The following is a 15,854-nucleotide window of genomic DNA, read 5'->3' as shown; positions in this document are numbered from 1 at the left end:
GGGGTAGGGTTTGGGGGGTGGTGAATGCAAATGAAAATGGCTGTAGTTCATCCCCTAACCCCGTTCGCCCTGGAGGGATAAGTCTCAACGGCCTTTTAATGCAACCACCCAATGCAACGGCTCTGCTGCTCAGATCAATTGGCTTTTATGGTGTACTAAGGTTTGCAGGTGTTGAAGAGAAACTTCAAGTTCTTCCACCAAGAGGCTGGTGGCACTAAGCTGATGATGCCGAGCTTGGTACTCTAGCTGGCCTGCGGCAAACTCCATCGTGTTGACACCAACGTTAGCACTCGCCCCCTTGAGGTGATGAGCTTCTTGCTCAACCTTCTGACAGTTTTGAGTAGCGATCGCCGCTTTCAGGGCAACAAGATGATCCTGGCTGTCTTGGATGAAAAGCTGGAGCAGCTCAAGCTCAAATTCAATGTTGTTGTCTGAAATTTGGTGAAGGTGATTCCAATCGATCTGCAAATTTGGCCTATCCTGCTCAATTCTGACGAGTGTTTGTTTACAGTCGGAAGAGGAAAGGTGAGGCAGCGATAAGGTTTGACGCCAATGCTGTAACCGGATTGTCAACGCTTCTAGATGAATGGGTTTACTTAAGTAATCATTCATTCCTCCAGCGATCGCCCTTTCCTGGTCTTGTCGCAAGGTATTAGCAACCATTGCGATTATAACTGCTGAACGAGAACGGCACGTTTGAGTTTCGAGCTGGCGAATGGCCTCAGCCGTGTCTAATCCATTCAAGCCAGGTATCTGGCAGTCTATCAAGATAACGTCGTAGGCCGTTTGAGACACAGCCGCTACCGCGTCCTGACCATTGCCAACCGCATCCACTTCACAGTCCAACGTTCGGAGATACTCAAGCAATATCCTTTGCTCGCTAGCGTCGGATTCGACCAGCAAAACCCTGCATGTAGGATGGTTAACGACGCAAGGTGCCAGGACAGCGGATGCTTGCAAATCAGAGTTAGCTTGCGTGGGTTGCACGAATTCCTGCTGAGTTGAATTCATTACAGAAAAAGAATGAGGTATTACAAGGGAATGCCGTGGCGTAAAACGCTGCTGAAGATTTTGAGCGAATCAGCATTCTAGCTTTATTGATCGGATGACAATTCTGGTTGAGACAAGGATTCGGGGCACAGCCAGAATTGTGAAGGTGCTTAGTTTCTAATGTTCCCCATTGCATTCAACAAATTGCAGAGGCTAGATCTCTTGAAGGGATTATTTGTGGGCTGCAACCACGAACTGGGCCAGGGTTTAGTCGTCACCAAAGCACCAGACGAAGACCAGGCCGAAGGCGATAATAAACAGCCACGGTGAAGGGTAAAGCGATCGCAATATTCTCAAGGGGAAAAATAACATCACGTTCATCACCAGGATGTTGAAGAGAAATAGGATGGTCAATAGGATGAGAGACATCCGCTTTAGCCCTCGTACTCACTATCAATCTCGATATCCAGCGTGTCTTCATCAATCCGGACGTACAGCACGTTGGGACGACAACAAACCTGACAATCTTCGACGTAGGACTGCTGGTTGCCCGAACTCAGGTCAATAAAGGTGAGATTTGATTCTCCACAGTAGGCGCAGAAGTAGTCTGCTGTGTTTTGCATTATGCCGCGTCCTTATTGGCTCGAATCACTTGCAGGCTGCCGCCAGCATGGAGGGTGCGATCGCTTACTTTAAACCCAACCGCTTCCAGTTGCTCGACCAGGTTGGTTTGGATCAGGTGCCATGCTGTCTCAGTTTCAAACAGCCAGAGGAAAAGATACAGTCCTGGCACCATCACTGGATTGGTGGGGGCGTGAAAATCGACCAGCGTGAAAATGCCGCCCGGTTTCAGAACCCGGTACACCTCTTGTAAAATTTGCTGCCGTTGCGTTGGCTTCATTTCGTGCAGCGCCACGCTGGTGTGAACCACCTCAAACTGTTGGTCGGCAAAGGGCATTGCCTCTGCCCATGCCTCGACATAGGTGGCCTGGGGTACGTTTTGCCGAGCGCGCCCGAGCGAGCGAGGCGAGGCATCTAGCCCGGTGACCTGCTGCGATCGCTTTACCAAGTATTTAGTTGCCTGCCCACTACCACAGCACAAATCGAGTACGGCAGTTTCCGGTTGAATGGTTAAGCCATTGAGTGCCAGTTGCCGAAACCGATCTTCTCCCCCAACTGTAAGGGCAGATAGGTTGGCGATCGCGTCATACAACCACTGATAGCGGTAGCTCCACTCTCGTAAAATCGTTGCCACTGTTTCAGTCCTGAGTCCTCACTTAAGCCTAGCGCGATTGCGGATCGAGACAGCCATTTAGTCTAGCCTTGCTTGCGGTCGGGGGGACTCAGCCGATTGCGCTGCATCGCCGCTTCTACAGCCTGCTGCTGGTCGCGACGAGCAATCCACCGATGGTACGTGCGGTTATGGATGGCGACCGAGTGCCCCATCATCCGGGCGGCGACCGTGTCGGGTAAGCCAAAGTGAATGGTTCGTACCGCCCACGCATGGCGCAGGTCGTAGGGCGAAAACGGAATCTGGTAGCGGCAAAATTGGTTCGTCACCTGCTGCCCGATGCGGCGCAGCGTAGTTTGGTTTAAATCGGTACTGACAGGCGGTAGGTCAATCTGCCGGAGATTGAATTGCTCAACCCATTCAGGGTAGAACGGCCAGACATCATGTTCTCCGGTTTTCGTCGTGTTTAGCACTTCGATGATGGCCTGCGGTTCTCCTTGCGCTAGTTGGCTATAATCGCAAAAAAAGACTTCATGGTTTCGCAAGCCATAGGTGGCCATGATGCCATAAACAAAGCGCCATGCCGGGTTGGGAATGCGATCGATCGCCGTCACAATGTCTTGATCTGACGGAAGTTGCCGAATCTGGGTTTGGCTGGGGCTGTAGTTGCCCCAGTACGTCTTTAAATCGGTTGGCAGTTCAAGATTTAAAAAGTTAGCCAGTGCCCCCAATGCCGTGCAGCAAATTTGGCGACTGCGGGAATTAGCCTGCGTGGACTGTACAGTGGCATAGATGGCTTCAGCCAGACTGAGCTGCGGACGAGATTGGGCGATCGCCTCCAGTTTCTTTAAGTAGGGAGCATAGGCCGTTTCCCAGGTGGTACGGGCAGAAGCCAACTGTTGCATGTGGGTAGGTTGGGACAGAAATTCCTGCTCAAAGGCGTTTAGCTTTTGGGGCAAGTCCATCTGGTGCAGCCGTCCTCCACCCGTTATGGGAAGATAGTCTCGCCAACTAAAGGTATTTTGGATTAATTTAGCGGCTACGACTTTGGCTTCTTGCTCTGCCTGCTTTAGGCCGGTTGGGGTTGCTGGCACATCCAGACTAATGCGCTGTTGGTGCGATCGCAGCCGATGGCTACCGGGACGTGGCGGCAAAATGCCCCGCAACGTTAATTTTTGCCCCCGCCGTTCGATCCGGAACCCCAGTTTTGCCGCCTTGAGTCGCTGATTGGTTTGATCAATCCGACTATCGATAGACTCTTGTTCTCGCATGATGGACTTAGACTTGCAGACAGGCTACCGCTCGGTCTTTAATAAGAGCTTAAGACAGAGGTGAGTCGATCAAACATATTGCAGTTTTTGTAGCCTCTGTTAACTGATTAAAAGATTTTATTGTTAAAATCGGTAACGAATATTAAAGGGAAAAGGAAGCTGTGGTCACTACGGGTCGTGTTGGAGTTTTACTACTCAATCTGGGCGGACCAGACCAGTTAGAAGACGTTCGCCCCTTTTTGTTTAACTTGTTTTCCGACCCGGAAATTATCCGCTTACCGTTTTCCTGGCTACAGAAGCCGCTGGCCTGGTTAATTTCCACCACTCGCTCACGCAAATCGCAAGAGAACTACCTGCAAATTGGTGGTGGGTCGCCGCTGCGGCGAATTACCGAAGAGCAGGCGCAGGCGTTGCAATCGTCGTTGCAGCGCAAGGGACAGGAGGCACAGGTGTACATTGGGATGCGCTACTGGTATCCCTTTACGGAAGAGGCGATCGCCCGAATCAAGCGCGATGGAATTGAGCATCTGGTTATTCTGCCGCTGTATCCGCAGTTTTCAATTAGCACAAGCGGCTCTAGCTTTCGGCTCTTAGAGCAAATTTGGAACGAAGATCCGACGTTGAGCCAAATTGAGCATACGGTCATTCCCTCCTGGTATAACAGTCCAGGATATCTACAGGCGATGGCTCAGCTTGTGGCTCAAGAACTGGACAAATTTCCCAACCCCGACAGCGTTCATATCTTTTTTAGCGCTCACGGTGTTCCGGTTAGCTATGTCGAAGAGGCAGGCGATCCGTATCAGCAAGAGATCGAAGACTGCACAGCACTGATCATGAAAACGCTCAACCGGACTAATGCTTCTACCCTGGCTTATCAGAGCCGGGTAGGCCCGGTTGAATGGCTAAAACCCTATACCGAAGAAGCGATTCAAGACCTGGCAGCTCAAGGCGTTCAAGATTTACTGGTGGTGCCTATCAGTTTTGTCTCAGAGCACATTGAGACGCTTCAGGAAATCGACATGGAGTACCGAGAGGTTGCTGAGCAGGCGGGCATTGAACGCTTTGAGCGGGTACCTGCCCTCAATACCCATCCAGTCTTTATTGATGATTTAGCCAATTTGGTGATTAACGCCCTTGATGCCCCTAGCTATCAGCTCTCTGAGGTGATGCGTCCGGGGAAGAACGTCAAGATGTACCCTCAGGAGCGTTGGGAGTGGGGCATGACGACCGCAGCCGAAGTGTGGAATGGTCGTCTAGCAATGCTTGGCTTCATTGCGTTGATCATCGAGCTGGTGAGTGGGCACGGGCCTTTGCACTTTGTCGGATTGCTATAAAAAGTCGGCTCACTCAACCCTTCAGGTTGTTGACAGTGATATCTGGCGTTGCTGAAACCGATGAATCGTTGAGCGGGCATTGCTTTGATTGCTCCCCCAATCCCTCAAATCTACGGGGCTGTGAAAATGGTTTGACTCGCTGCCATTGCCTCGCAGACCAGCTTGCCGTAGAGGTATGGTGTTGCTGAGGCTGGCTAAAGCAGGGGATCGCGCAAAGGGGTTGCTTTTAGGGTGGGGGTGCGATCGCCACAGGAGGCAGCTTGTGATTGACATCACTGCACCTACTGGCGTTCAATCACTCGCAACCGACGAATAAATCACACTCAACTGAGGGCTTCAATCACCAAGTGAGCGGAGAAAAGACGAGATATTACTGACATCGGACGCCCCCCACCAAAACCTATGTCACTCCAATCTCAATCTACCCAGTCTGCGCTCGATTCTGTCACCCCACAGCCCCTCTTCCGGCAGCACCTCGAAACGTTCTTAACCGGGTTGGCATTTACGTTGGTTTTAAGTTTGGTCGCTGGCTTGCCCGGTCGTCAGGCTCATAGTGCTGAGATTGTTCCAAGCGCTGAGTTACCTGTTGCCTCTGAACTGGCTTTAGTGTCTGGCGTTACGGAACGGCAAACGCTGCGGGATGGAGTTCATTTGTTTGGGCAATCGCCTAATGCCGAGCAACTGAACGCAGCATACATGGTGTTTGAAGTGAATGCTGACAAAGTAGTTGGAGCATTTTACATGCCCCAGTCTTCCTTTGACTGCTTTCAGGGTGAAGTGCGAGCAGAACAGCTTGCGTTGACGGTCACCGATAGCTACGAGCAGACCCGTTATCCTTACTCGATGGCTCTGCAACAAAGCGCAACCGTGGCTTCGACGGGTGCCAGTATTGCTCCGTTTAGACCGACGGGCTTTTATCCTGTTGAAACGATTAGCGCTACCGACCAGCAGATCTTGAATACCTGTAGAGCGACGTATCAACAATAGTTTTATCGATCGTTTTCTGTGTAGCGACTCTACTCAACGGCTTCGGCTGTTCGCTCATTTGAAAACGGAAGTTTGCCTCCTGAAAGTACGACCTCCAGGGACGCTTAACCAAGCGCCCCTTTTTTTTGGATCAGCAGTTGACGCTGTTGCTGAATGGCCGGACGAATCAGTGAGCGGTCATCGCTCTATCGCCCCGATCGCCGCCTGAGTTTCCCAAAATTAGGAGAGCTGGAAACCGCGATTCGGCAATGCCCGGTGACTGGCGATCGCCCCCAGTTCGAATCCTCATTTTACGAAGGCTAGTATCGCCGTAATTCTTGAGCCGTTACCCCCGATGCGGAATCATTGGCATACTTTGCATACTGCTGAATGTGGAATTCAGCGGGCTGAAGGGTAGCCTGGACAGAATCACGCTGGTTCATGGCAACCCACCATTGCTGCAATCGATCGCAGTCTGCTGGTAGCGAAATGCCACGGTATTGTTCCAATGCAGCCCATCGTTCAAACCAGGGATAGTAGGAGAAGTCTACCAGGCTGGGAGAATCACCCAGCCAAAAAGAGCCGGACTGAGAAAGCTGGCGTAAACCCTGATGTTCCATAAACAGCAGATGTTTTTGCAATTCCTCTGTCCACATCCGTTGCTCTTGCGGCTCTTGATTCATCAACAGCTTATAGAAAGCAGGAATAAATTTGGTATTGGCAAAATCGATCCAGATCCGCGCGATCGCTTTCTTTCCCGGCACCTGAGGCAGTAGTGGCGGTTCAGGAAAGGTTTCCTCCAGGTATTCGTTGATGATGGTCGATTCCCAAACGCGATCGTCACCATAGTGAATCACAGGAACCTTACTGTAGGGCGAGATGGACGTGAACCCCGCTGGCTTGTTCTGCAAATCGATTTCAACCAGGTCAAAGTCAAGTCCCTTTTCGAGCAGCACTAAGCGCGATCGCTGGGCAAACGGACAGCCGCTAGCACTGTAAATCTTTACTTTAGACACACGCTTTTCCTCCCATGCACACCGGCAACTTGGTCGATGCCGAACTACTACCCAGTGTAAGAAATCGATGCAAAGGACTCAGAATTTAGCTGCTTTTTGGGGCGATCGGGGACTGCACAATCACAAAAATTCCTAAACTGCATCAAACCAATGCGCTTCTTGCATTCTGCTCGCAGGATTGTATCTTAAGGCATACGCCAATCAGCCTGGCCTGTTAGAAAGTGAGTTGTGGCGTTTAATGTCGATGTCAGATGAAAGGCAAATCAGAACAATCACAACATCATCAATCGTTTCAATCGCTGCTTGATACCAACAGCGACAGTTTCGACTTTGAGCGGTGGGCCGGTGAGGTTAAGCGTCAGATGTTGGCCTCATTACAGAAACGGACAGTAAGACCATAAGCCAGATCACTTTTTTTAACCGTTGCGTGAACCCACTCGCGGTTTACTGAATTTTAGTAGTTTGACTAAACGCTGCCGGGTGGTGACCAGATCACCCGGCAATTTTGTCGCTTAGCAATTGGGATGGTGTTGTGCGATCGACATCAAGCGATAATGGACACTGTTCGAATGGGCATTGGAACATGCAGATTAAATTTCATCGTTGGTTGGTATCGGTTTTAATGGTGGGCGTTTTATGGGTCAGCGGTTGCGCGACCCCAAATACGGCTCAATCTCCGAGTGGAACCACTGCGGCCACTGAAACCGTTGCCGCGAGTCCAACAACAGAAGCCAGTAATGGGTTTGCCAACCTGCCTCGCCTTGCAGGAGAAGCAACCGTAGAACTGGTGGTAAACGGCTCACCGATTACCATTCAGGTGAACGGAGAAGACGCACCGATTACGGCTGGTAACTTTGTCGATCTGGTGCAGCGTGGTGTTTACAACAACACATCTTTTCATCGGGTCGTGCGCTCACCACAACCGTTTGTGGTGCAGGGGGGCGATCCGCAGAGTACCGATCCTGATGTGCCAGTTGGCCTTTTAGGAACGGGTGGATTTGTTGACCCAGCAACCTCTGAACCTCGCTATATTCCTCTAGAAATTAAGCCAGCAAACGCGACAGAACCCGTTTATAGCCAGACTTTGGAGGGTGCAGGTATTACCGAGGCTCCCAAGTTGACCCACACTCGCGGAGCAGTTGCCATGGCTCGCTCAAATCTGCCAGACTCCGCATCTTCACAGTTTTACATCACGTTAGCTGACCTCAGCTTCCTGGATGGTAGTTATGCTGTATTTGGCTATGTCACAGACGGCATGGATACCGTTGACCAAATTCAGCAGGGCGATCGCATCGACTCTGCCAGAGTTATCTCTGGTGCCGACGCGCTCCAGGGTGGTGGCACATAGCCTATTGATTCTTCCTGGCTAGCCCTCCACGCCTAAATTCACTCCCAAATCCTTGAATTGAGTCCAGCAACACCCTGACGGCTCAGGCAATGCGAAGCGATGCCTCCTGCTCCTTCGTAACCCCTTGCGGAGGGGGTCTGGGGGACGCGCTTCGTCCCCCAGTGGGGGGTGAGGGTTAGCCCCCAAGAGAGGCTTGAACCAAAACCAATTCCTTGAGAACGTATCCGAAACAGCCTTCACAGGTGTTCAGCCAAGCTTGGCATTGCCCATGAGCAATTCCCACCCGCTCAACCAACAGCTACTGCAACTCGACCAACGCGGATACAAAGCCTACCAGCAGATCCGAGGCCATCATCAGTTTGACACCTTCACGCTGATCATCGATCGCATCCAGGCCGATCCATTTGCTTCTCCCAGTCGGCTACGAGTGCTTGTGCCCCAGACCGTTGCCAACTTTCCAGCACTGCTTTATCGCACCCCAATTCGAGCGATCGCCCTCCGAGATTATCTAAACCGTCAGTTTGCTCAGGTAGCGCTCAGCTTGCAAGAAAAGCGAGGCAGCGGCAACAGCGGTTTGATTGCGATCGCCCATCCCGGCCAGCACGTTCTAGACCGCTCATCTGTCTGGATTAACGACGACCAGGTTGAAGTCCGGTTTGGCGTAGGGCTACCCGCACAAGGCAGAACCATTTTGGGACAACAAGCCGTCGCACTCCTCTGCAACAACCTGCCACACATCATCGATCGCGCCCTGCTCTACTCCCGTCTTGATGCCACTGCCATACAACAGCATGTTGAAACGGTAGAAGATGCCGAGTGGCTGAGACAGCAATTAGCCCACCGGGGACTTGTAAGCTTCATTGCCGACGGCTCGATCTTGCCGCGCCAGAGCGGAGTTAGCGATGAACCCTTAACCCAGCAAGCCCTGCCCTTTGCTTCACCAGAATCCCTGCGAGTTGCTTTTGAGCGACCCAACCAAGGCCGGATCACGGGGATGGGGATTCCCGCTGGCATCACCCTGATTGTGGGCGGAGGGTATCACGGCAAATCGACCCTGTTACAGGCGATCGCCCTCGGCATTTATAACCACCGTCCTGGAGACGGTCGGGAAACCGTGGTCACTGATGCGAAGGCCGTCAACATTCGAGCAGAAGATGGACGCTCCATTACCGGGGTAGATATTTCCCCCTTTATCAACCACCTGCCGCAGAATCGTTCCACCCTGCAATTTTCTAGCGGAAACGCCAGCGGCAGCACCTCCCAGGCCGCCAACATTATTGAAGCACTGGAAGCAGGCGCAACCACGTTGCTGGTTGATGAAGATACATCCGCCACCAATTTTATGATTCGCGATCGCCGGATGCAGGCATTGATTGCCAAAGATAAGGAGCCAATTACCCCGTTCATCGACAAAATTCAAGCGCTCTACGGCGATTACGGCGTTTCTACCATTTTGGTAATGGGCGGCAGTGGTGACTATTTTGATGTGGCGGATACGTTGATCGCCATGACCGATTTTGCACCACAAGAGGTTACCGCACAGGCCAGAGCGATTGCCCACCAATTTGCCACTGCTCGCACGCCAGAAGGTGGCGAACAGTTTGGTTCACTGCGCGATCGCACTCTGGTAAGCCACCGTTTAGAGGATAGGATGACCGATCGCCGTTCACGCCTCAAAGTGCGCGACACGGATGAGCTAGTCCTTGACCGCGAAGCCATAGATGTAACGGCAGTCGAGCAACTGGTTGAAGTCGGACAACTGCGAGCAATTGGAATGGCGATCGTCCAGATTCAGCAAGAGTATCTGGACGGGCACCATACAATGCGCGACCTGCTTGAACGACTAATGACAACCATCGCACAGGCCGGGTTGGATGGGCTAACCGTTGAGCGGCAAGGCGATCTGGCGATGTTTCGATCGTTGGAATTGGCGGCAGTGCTGAATCGGATGCGATCGATCGCAGTGCGCTAGCCCTCTGTTGCTAATGCTACCGTTGGTGGCGAGTCGGGTGAACTGACCGAGGCTAACTGAGTTTGAGTGATCCAGCGACTGGCGATCGGCATCCGCCAACCCGTACCAAAGGCACGATCGGTCACTTTCAAACCGGGGGGAGCCTGTTTTCGCTTAAACTCGGCTCGGCTCACCAGCTTCACCACCTGTTCTACCAGGGTTGGATCGTGTCCGGCAGCCGCAATTTCCTTCAGCGATTGATGCTGATGAATCAGGCGATCGAGAATATCATCCAGCGTGTCATAGGGCGGCAATAAATCCTGATCGGTCTGTCCTGGCTTGAGTTCAGCACTTGGAGGCTTTTCTAGCACATTGAGCGGAATCACCGGAGTAGATGCCGGATGCAGCAAAAAGGATGGATGCACAAATCCTGAAGCTGATTCATTAGCCGATCTCATGGTTTCATTTAGCCAGTGACAGATCGAGTAGACGCGGGTTTTGGGCACGTCGGCGATCGCCGCCAACCCACCATTCATATCCCCATAGAGAGTGCAATACCCCACCGCCATTTCCGACTTATTGCCAGTGGAAATTAACAGGTGACCAAACTTGTTAGAAACGGCCATCAACAGGTTGCCGCGAATGCGCGACTGAATATTTTCCTCGGTAATATTCGGCTGAGTTCCTGCAAACAAACCGTTGAGGCTGGCATCATATTCAGTCATCAACTGGCCAATGGGCAGAGTATGCGTCTTAATGCCAAGATTTTTGGCGAGGTGCAGCGCATCCTGAATTGAGTCATTAGAGGTGTAGGGAGAAGGCATCAGCACACCCAAAATGTTGTCAGCACCAAGGGCAGCAGCGGCGATCGCCGCCACCAGAGACGAGTCAATTCCGCCACTTAGACCAATCACCACCCGGGTGAACCCACACTTTTGGGCATAGTCTCGAACGCCAAGCACCAGCGCCGACCACAGTTCTGCATCCCTGGTTTCGGGTAACGGAGCCAGGTGGGGCGATCGCTCCAACACGAAATCTCGCGTGGTTTCATCAAACTCGACAACGACTAAATCTGTTGTGAAAGCATGGGCACGACAAATCGGTTCACCACGCCGGTTAAAGGCAACGCTGCTGCCATCAAAAATCAGATCATCATTACCACCAACCTGGTTGGCATACATAATCGGCTGCTGATATCGGGTGGCGGCATGTTGCAACATCGACTCGCGAATCCGCTGCTTGCCCATGCTGTAGGGCGATGCCGAGAGGTTCACAATCAGGTCTACACCGTGATGAGCCAGATCGGCGATCGGGTTTTCGGCATAGGTACGTCTGCCCCAAAATTCCTCATCGTTCCAGAGGTCTTCGCAAATGGTGACACCAATATTCAGTGCCGTCGAAGCGGATGCGTTCAACGGATTGGAGGCATGATTGCTGCTGCCGACCACGCCACTCCCCTCCACCCTGAGCGCAAAGGCATTGCTTTGCAACCCAGGTTCAAAGTAGCGGTCTTCGTCAAACACATCGTAGGTTGGGAGCAGGCGTTTATGGAAAATCTGCTGAATCTGCCCGTCTTCTAGCAAAGCAATGCCGTTAAACAGCGGCTTACCACCCTTTGCGCTCGACTGAGGATTGGGTTCGACCATGCCAACCAGAACCGCCAGTTGCGGCGGCAAATCGGTTGCTAACTGCTTCAGGGTTTCAGACATCGCTTCGATAAAACTGGGTTGCAGCAGCAAGTCTCGCGGCGGATAGCCGCAGAGCGATAGCTCTGGGGTTAGCAGTAAGCGAACTCCCTGGGCAGAAGCCTGTCGAGCCGCAAGCAAAATCTGCTGGGCATTATGCGCGAGATCTCCAATGGTGGGGTTAAGTTGGGCGATCGCAATCTTCATTACGGTAGTGAAGGGGTAGAAATCAGATGAATACCAGCGGTTTGTCTTTCAACGGCGCGAAGGCAACCGCATCAAAGCGATACAGGGTGGCAGGTCGTCCGGCACCTCGAGATACTTTGATGCCCGTGTCTGCCAAAAATCGATGCTTTAATAAGCGGGCGCGAAAATTGGAATAGTCAGCAAAGTTTTCCCCTAAAACGGTGGTGTAGAGTTGGTACAAATCGTTGAGCGTAAACAGCTCTGGCAAAACCTCAAAGGCGATCGGGCTATATTCCAACTTGTTACGCAAGCGGCGGTAGCCATATTCCAAAATCTGGTTGTGGTCAAACGCGAGTGGAGGAACCTGGTCTAGCGGATACCAGGCAATGCCACTGACGCGATCGGCAATCAATTCCGACTCGGCAAACCGCACCAGCGCAAAGTAACTGACCGACAGGTAGCGCACGCCATAGCTCGATTTGGCTTCTCGCGGATCGCGATCGGGACCACCAAAGGTATAAAGCTGTTCCAGGTACAGATTTTCTACCCGAATCTTTTCAGACAGCACTCGATAGGCAGCATCCTCCAACGATTCACCATGTTGTACCAGCGTTCCAGGTAGGCTCCACTGTCCCAGGAAGGGATCTTCCTGGCGCATCACCAACAGCACTAGCAACCGATTTTGGGCTGTATCAACTGAAAAGATGACATTATCAACCCCAACTTTAAAGTCGGCTAGCCCCTGCGGATCTAGTGAGCCGGCAATTTTTCTCTGGACACGTCCTGACATTCGTACAGTTGTTCTCGGTGAATGTAAGCCTCAATTGGAGGAATAATGACATCCGAATCTCCTTCCTCACGATAAGCGGTGGACGAGACATCTGGGACAGTCAAATCGGCGATCGACACCGTTGCACCCATTTGCCGTAGCCGCTCCAGGTTCTCCTGCCGCAGAACATAGCCCGGTCGGGGCACCACCAGCAGTTGCACCAACTGCATCAACTCCTCCACCCGATACCAGCGCGGCAGTTGCTCGACCAAATCGGCACCAATCACCAGAGTCAACTCCGCTTCAGACCAGTACTCATGCGCCGTTTGCGCGGTCATTAATGCCCTTGGATTGCTCAACTCTGTACGAAGCTGAATGTTATGCCGGGGCGGGTCAATGTCTTCAATCAACAACCGCAACATGGCAGCACGATGCTCTAATGGTGTCTGGTGGGTTTTGAACGGATTATCTGATGCCCAAACCATGACCCAATCGTAGTGATAGGACAACCAACACAGGATTTTTTGATGTCCGGCAGTCGGCGGATCGGCACTGGTACCAAACAGAGCAATGGAGGTCATAACGTGTGCGGAATAAGTACTAAAACGTCACGATTTGAAGAAATAAGAGGAGAGGAAGCAGGTCAATGAATCAGTGTGCTGTTTTTGAGCCTGCTGCTCCTGTTCCCCCAGCCTGATTTCGCTCAGTATAAGACGGATGAATCCGGCGATGTGTTCGCTCAGTCAATTCCTGCAAAGCAGGCGATAGGTTGGGTTGCACCATACTCGGCTGCTGAATCTGCCGAATCTGGGTAGGCAAGCGAGCCACTGAGGCGGCGGTGCGTTCAGCGATCGCCTCCAACGATTCTGGCTCGTATACCCGTTCGCCTTGCTTTACCACCAGCTTCAACAGCGGTTCCCCTCGTTCCGGCGGTTCGGTTACCAGGGTTAAACAATCTGACTGCCACTGATTGTTGTCATAACAGCGATACACCTGCTTGCGCCCCGGATAGCTGGCCTTGCTACTCGATTCTTTCATGGTGGCAACCCCATCCAGTTCCACCAGCTTATACACCCCGTTCACCGGAGTCCCTGTAACTAACCGGGTACCCAGGCCATAGCCGTCAATACAGGCTCCATTGCGCTGCAATTCAGCGATTTTGTATTCGTCAATGTCGCCACTGGCAACAATAGAGATGTTGGGTAGTAGCGATCGCACTTCTTGCGATAACGCGGCTAAATCTCCCGAATCGAGCCGCACACTTCTCACATCCATTTCGCCCGTTTTTAGACGGTCGGCAAGGCGACGGGCAGCGGCGATCGTATCGTAGGTATCAATCAACAGCGTTGCGCCCGGAAAATAACGGTGAAAGGCCAGGAACGCTTCATCTTCTCCGCCTTCAATGGCTGAAAATGCCATTACCAGCGAGTGCGCCATGGTGCCACTGGGCTGCCGTCCCAACTGCACTGCCGCCAGCACATTAGACGTGGCATCTAACCCGGCAGCCAGTGCTGCTCTGGCGGCCCACAGCGACCCCTGAGGACTGAAGGCGCGCCGCGTGCCAAATTCCAGCAGTTGAGCTGTTGACCCTGCCGTATCCCGCAGACGCGCCGCTCGTGTGGCGATCAGCGTTTGATAGTTCAATGTATTTAATAAGTAAGTCTCAACGATTTGCGCTTGCCACAGGGGTGCTTCAACCCGCAGCAATGGCTCATTGGCAAATACAGCCGTTCCTTCTGGCACTGCCCACACATCTCCAGTAAAGCGAGCCTGAGCCAACCGTTGCCAAAAGGCACTGGGGACATCGGCAAAGATGTGAGTTGCTTGCAGTGCTTCAATTTGAGCCGAACTAAAGCGAAAGTTCTCTAGATACTCCAGGGCTTGCGCCAACCCCATCGCAATCAAATAACCGAAGTTTTCAGGTAACTGACGCACAAATAGCTCAAAGCTGGCTGGCCGCTGATCGAGCTGCTCGCCCACATAGCAAGCTGCCATCGTTAATTCGTATAGGTCGGTCAAAAGACTGTAGTCTTCTGCACACAGAGTCAGGGCACGATCGCTCATAGGTTAATCCAGGTCGGCTGACATTCAGGTCTTAATCGTTAGGTTTAGTGCAATGCAACAGAAGCGTACTGCTCCAGGGAACGGCATCGGTCGAGAGACTTGGCTGCCCCATGTGGCGGGTTACTTAACGAACCACAAATCCAATTCAGCCTGAGTTAAACGATGCTGATAGGCTAATTATAGTTAAAACAACCAAAATTTGCACCGACCAGCAGGGAGAAAATATTAAACTTTAATCCGTTTACAAGCGGCTTCAGCGGAGGTGGCGATCGCTGCTAAATCTTAAACACCGTTCCAGTTATTGATTTGAACTGCGCAATCCGACTAAACAGGCTGGGGAGAGAAAAATTAATTTATACTGAATTTTACTAAAACTTCATCAGTAAAGGCAGGGGTGGCGATCGCCCAAACCGTAATCTCTCGTTTCACAAGTCTTTAGATGGTGTTAACAAACGCAAAGATCCACAGTTTCATTCGCTAGGGTGGGCACAAAGGGATTTGATCACGCCATGATTGAATCACAGCTTACCCAGCAGCAATCCGAAAAGGCGGACTGGCGCTGAATGCTGAAATCCGAAGAATGGAAGGAGAAACAATGATGATGACGCAGGCAAAGCAAGGTGATACCGTTACGGTTCACTACACAGGCAAGCTAGACGATGGTACAGTTTTCGACTCGTCTGCCAATCGCGACCCTTTGCAGTTTTCTATTGGTGAAGGCAACGTGATCCCTGGATTTGAACAGGCCGTAATGGGCATGAGTCCTGGAGAGAGCAAGACTGCCATCATCCCGGCTGACCAGGCTTACGGCCCGCACTATCAAGAAATGGTGCTAGTAGTAGACAGAAATCAAATTCCTGACAATCTGCCGGTTGAAATCGGTCAACAATTACAGATCCGGCAGCAGGGTGGTCAAACTATTCCCGTTATGATTACTGAAGTTTCTGAGGCACAAGTAACGCTGGATGCCAATCATCCCCTGGCTGGCGAAGATTTGACCTTTGACATTCAGCTCGTTGAAATCGGCTAATTTGGCAGTACGG

Annotated in this window: 17 protein-coding genes; 5 read left to right on the top strand and 12 right to left on the bottom strand. The window is 51.9% G+C overall.

The genetic code is table 11. The features are described 5' to 3' along the window. Positions 1 to 129: 129 nt before the first annotated feature. The 5 genes from IQ268_RS27680 to IQ268_RS27660 form a co-directional block, all read right to left on the bottom strand. On the bottom strand, positions 130 to 1,011 hold the full coding sequence (locus IQ268_RS27680; RefSeq protein WP_193885928.1) for a response regulator: 882 nt from the start codon (positions 1,009 to 1,011) through the stop codon (positions 130 to 132). 246 nt (positions 1,012 to 1,257) lie between these two features. Continuing rightward, on the bottom strand, positions 1,258 to 1,419 hold the full coding sequence (locus IQ268_RS27675) for a hypothetical protein (protein ID WP_193885927.1): 162 nt from the start codon (positions 1,417 to 1,419) through the stop codon (positions 1,258 to 1,260). 5 nt (positions 1,420 to 1,424) lie between these two features. Then, positions 1,425 to 1,613 (bottom strand): CPXCG motif-containing cysteine-rich protein, encoded by a 189-nt coding sequence (locus tag IQ268_RS27670; RefSeq protein ID WP_193885925.1) that lies wholly within the window; start codon positions 1,611 to 1,613, stop codon positions 1,425 to 1,427. Continuing rightward, positions 1,613 to 2,245 (bottom strand): class I SAM-dependent methyltransferase, encoded by a 633-nt coding sequence (locus IQ268_RS27665; RefSeq protein WP_193885923.1) that lies wholly within the window; start codon positions 2,243 to 2,245, stop codon positions 1,613 to 1,615. Before IQ268_RS27665 ends, IQ268_RS27670 begins: the two co-directional genes overlap by 1 nt. 62 nt (positions 2,246 to 2,307) lie before the next feature. After that, positions 2,308 to 3,492, bottom strand: coding sequence for a site-specific integrase (locus IQ268_RS27660; RefSeq protein WP_193885921.1), 1,185 nt, complete (start codon positions 3,490 to 3,492; stop codon positions 2,308 to 2,310). A 161-nt stretch (positions 3,493 to 3,653) separates the two neighbouring features. Here IQ268_RS27660 and hemH point away from each other — a divergent pair, with 161 nt between their 5' ends. Beyond that, a complete protein-coding gene (hemH, locus tag IQ268_RS27655; protein ID WP_193885919.1) occupies positions 3,654 to 4,826 on the top strand; it encodes a ferrochelatase in 1,173 nt (390 codons plus the stop codon). Between the two features lie 21 nt (positions 4,827 to 4,847). Here the strand turns inward: hemH and IQ268_RS27650 are convergent, their stop codons facing one another. Further along, the gene (locus IQ268_RS27650; protein ID WP_193885917.1) at positions 4,848 to 5,099 is read right to left on the bottom strand and encodes a hypothetical protein; all 252 of its coding nucleotides are present in this window, start codon (positions 5,097 to 5,099) and stop codon (positions 4,848 to 4,850) included. A 129-nt stretch (positions 5,100 to 5,228) separates the two neighbouring features. On the opposite strand from IQ268_RS27650, the gene IQ268_RS27645 reads away from it, so the two are divergent. Beyond that, positions 5,229 to 5,813, top strand: a complete 585-nt coding sequence (locus tag IQ268_RS27645) for a hypothetical protein (RefSeq protein ID WP_193885915.1) — start codon at positions 5,229 to 5,231, stop codon at positions 5,811 to 5,813. A gap of 166 nt (positions 5,814 to 5,979) precedes the next feature. Here the strand turns inward: IQ268_RS27645 and IQ268_RS33135 are convergent, their stop codons facing one another. Together IQ268_RS33135 and IQ268_RS33575 are read right to left on the bottom strand one after the other, a co-directional pair. Beyond that, complete coding sequence (locus tag IQ268_RS33135; protein ID WP_255527295.1) at positions 5,980 to 6,102, bottom strand: hypothetical protein; 123 nt, start codon at positions 6,100 to 6,102, stop codon at positions 5,980 to 5,982. A 10-nt stretch (positions 6,103 to 6,112) separates the two neighbouring features. Then, on the bottom strand, positions 6,113 to 6,808 hold the full coding sequence (locus tag IQ268_RS33575) for a glutathione S-transferase family protein (RefSeq protein ID WP_193885911.1): 696 nt from the start codon (positions 6,806 to 6,808) through the stop codon (positions 6,113 to 6,115). Between the two features lie 583 nt (positions 6,809 to 7,391). Here IQ268_RS33575 and IQ268_RS27630 point away from each other — a divergent pair. Further along, a complete protein-coding gene (locus IQ268_RS27630; RefSeq protein WP_193885909.1) occupies positions 7,392 to 8,156 on the top strand; it encodes a peptidylprolyl isomerase in 765 nt (254 codons plus the stop codon). A gap of 268 nt (positions 8,157 to 8,424) precedes the next feature. After that, positions 8,425 to 10,128, top strand: a complete 1,704-nt coding sequence (locus tag IQ268_RS27625) for an ABC-ATPase domain-containing protein (RefSeq protein ID WP_193885907.1) — start codon at positions 8,425 to 8,427, stop codon at positions 10,126 to 10,128. Here IQ268_RS27625 and IQ268_RS27620 read toward each other — a convergent pair. The 4 genes from IQ268_RS27620 to IQ268_RS27605 all read right to left on the bottom strand — a co-directional run bounded on the left by IQ268_RS27620 (position 10,125) and on the right by IQ268_RS27605 (position 14,811). Next, on the bottom strand, positions 10,125 to 11,999 hold the full coding sequence (locus IQ268_RS27620; RefSeq protein WP_193885905.1) for an NAD+ synthase: 1,875 nt from the start codon (positions 11,997 to 11,999) through the stop codon (positions 10,125 to 10,127). The two genes, IQ268_RS27625 and IQ268_RS27620, sit on opposite strands and share 4 nt — an antisense overlap. Positions 12,000 to 12,021: 22 nt before the next feature. Then, on the bottom strand, positions 12,022 to 12,768 hold the full coding sequence (locus tag IQ268_RS27615; protein WP_193885903.1) for an NUDIX domain-containing protein: 747 nt from the start codon (positions 12,766 to 12,768) through the stop codon (positions 12,022 to 12,024). Then, positions 12,729 to 13,328 (bottom strand): nicotinate-nucleotide adenylyltransferase, encoded by a 600-nt coding sequence (locus IQ268_RS27610; RefSeq protein ID WP_193885901.1) that lies wholly within the window; start codon positions 13,326 to 13,328, stop codon positions 12,729 to 12,731. The genes IQ268_RS27615 and IQ268_RS27610 overlap by 40 nt, the downstream gene beginning before the upstream one ends. 70 nt (positions 13,329 to 13,398) lie before the next feature. After that, the gene (locus IQ268_RS27605) at positions 13,399 to 14,811 is read right to left on the bottom strand and encodes a nicotinate phosphoribosyltransferase (RefSeq protein WP_193885899.1); all 1,413 of its coding nucleotides are present in this window, start codon (positions 14,809 to 14,811) and stop codon (positions 13,399 to 13,401) included. A gap of 601 nt (positions 14,812 to 15,412) precedes the next feature. Between IQ268_RS27605 and IQ268_RS27600 the strand changes: the two genes are divergently transcribed. Next, positions 15,413 to 15,841, top strand: coding sequence for a peptidylprolyl isomerase (locus tag IQ268_RS27600; RefSeq protein ID WP_193885930.1), 429 nt, complete (start codon positions 15,413 to 15,415; stop codon positions 15,839 to 15,841). The last annotated feature ends 13 nt before the right edge of the window (positions 15,842 to 15,854 follow it).

The sequence above is a fragment of the Oculatella sp. LEGE 06141 genome, from assembly GCF_015207605.1.
GTDB lineage: Bacteria > Cyanobacteriota > Cyanobacteriia > Elainellales > Elainellaceae > Oculatella.
This window is presented reverse-complemented; position numbering and strand designations above follow the sequence as displayed.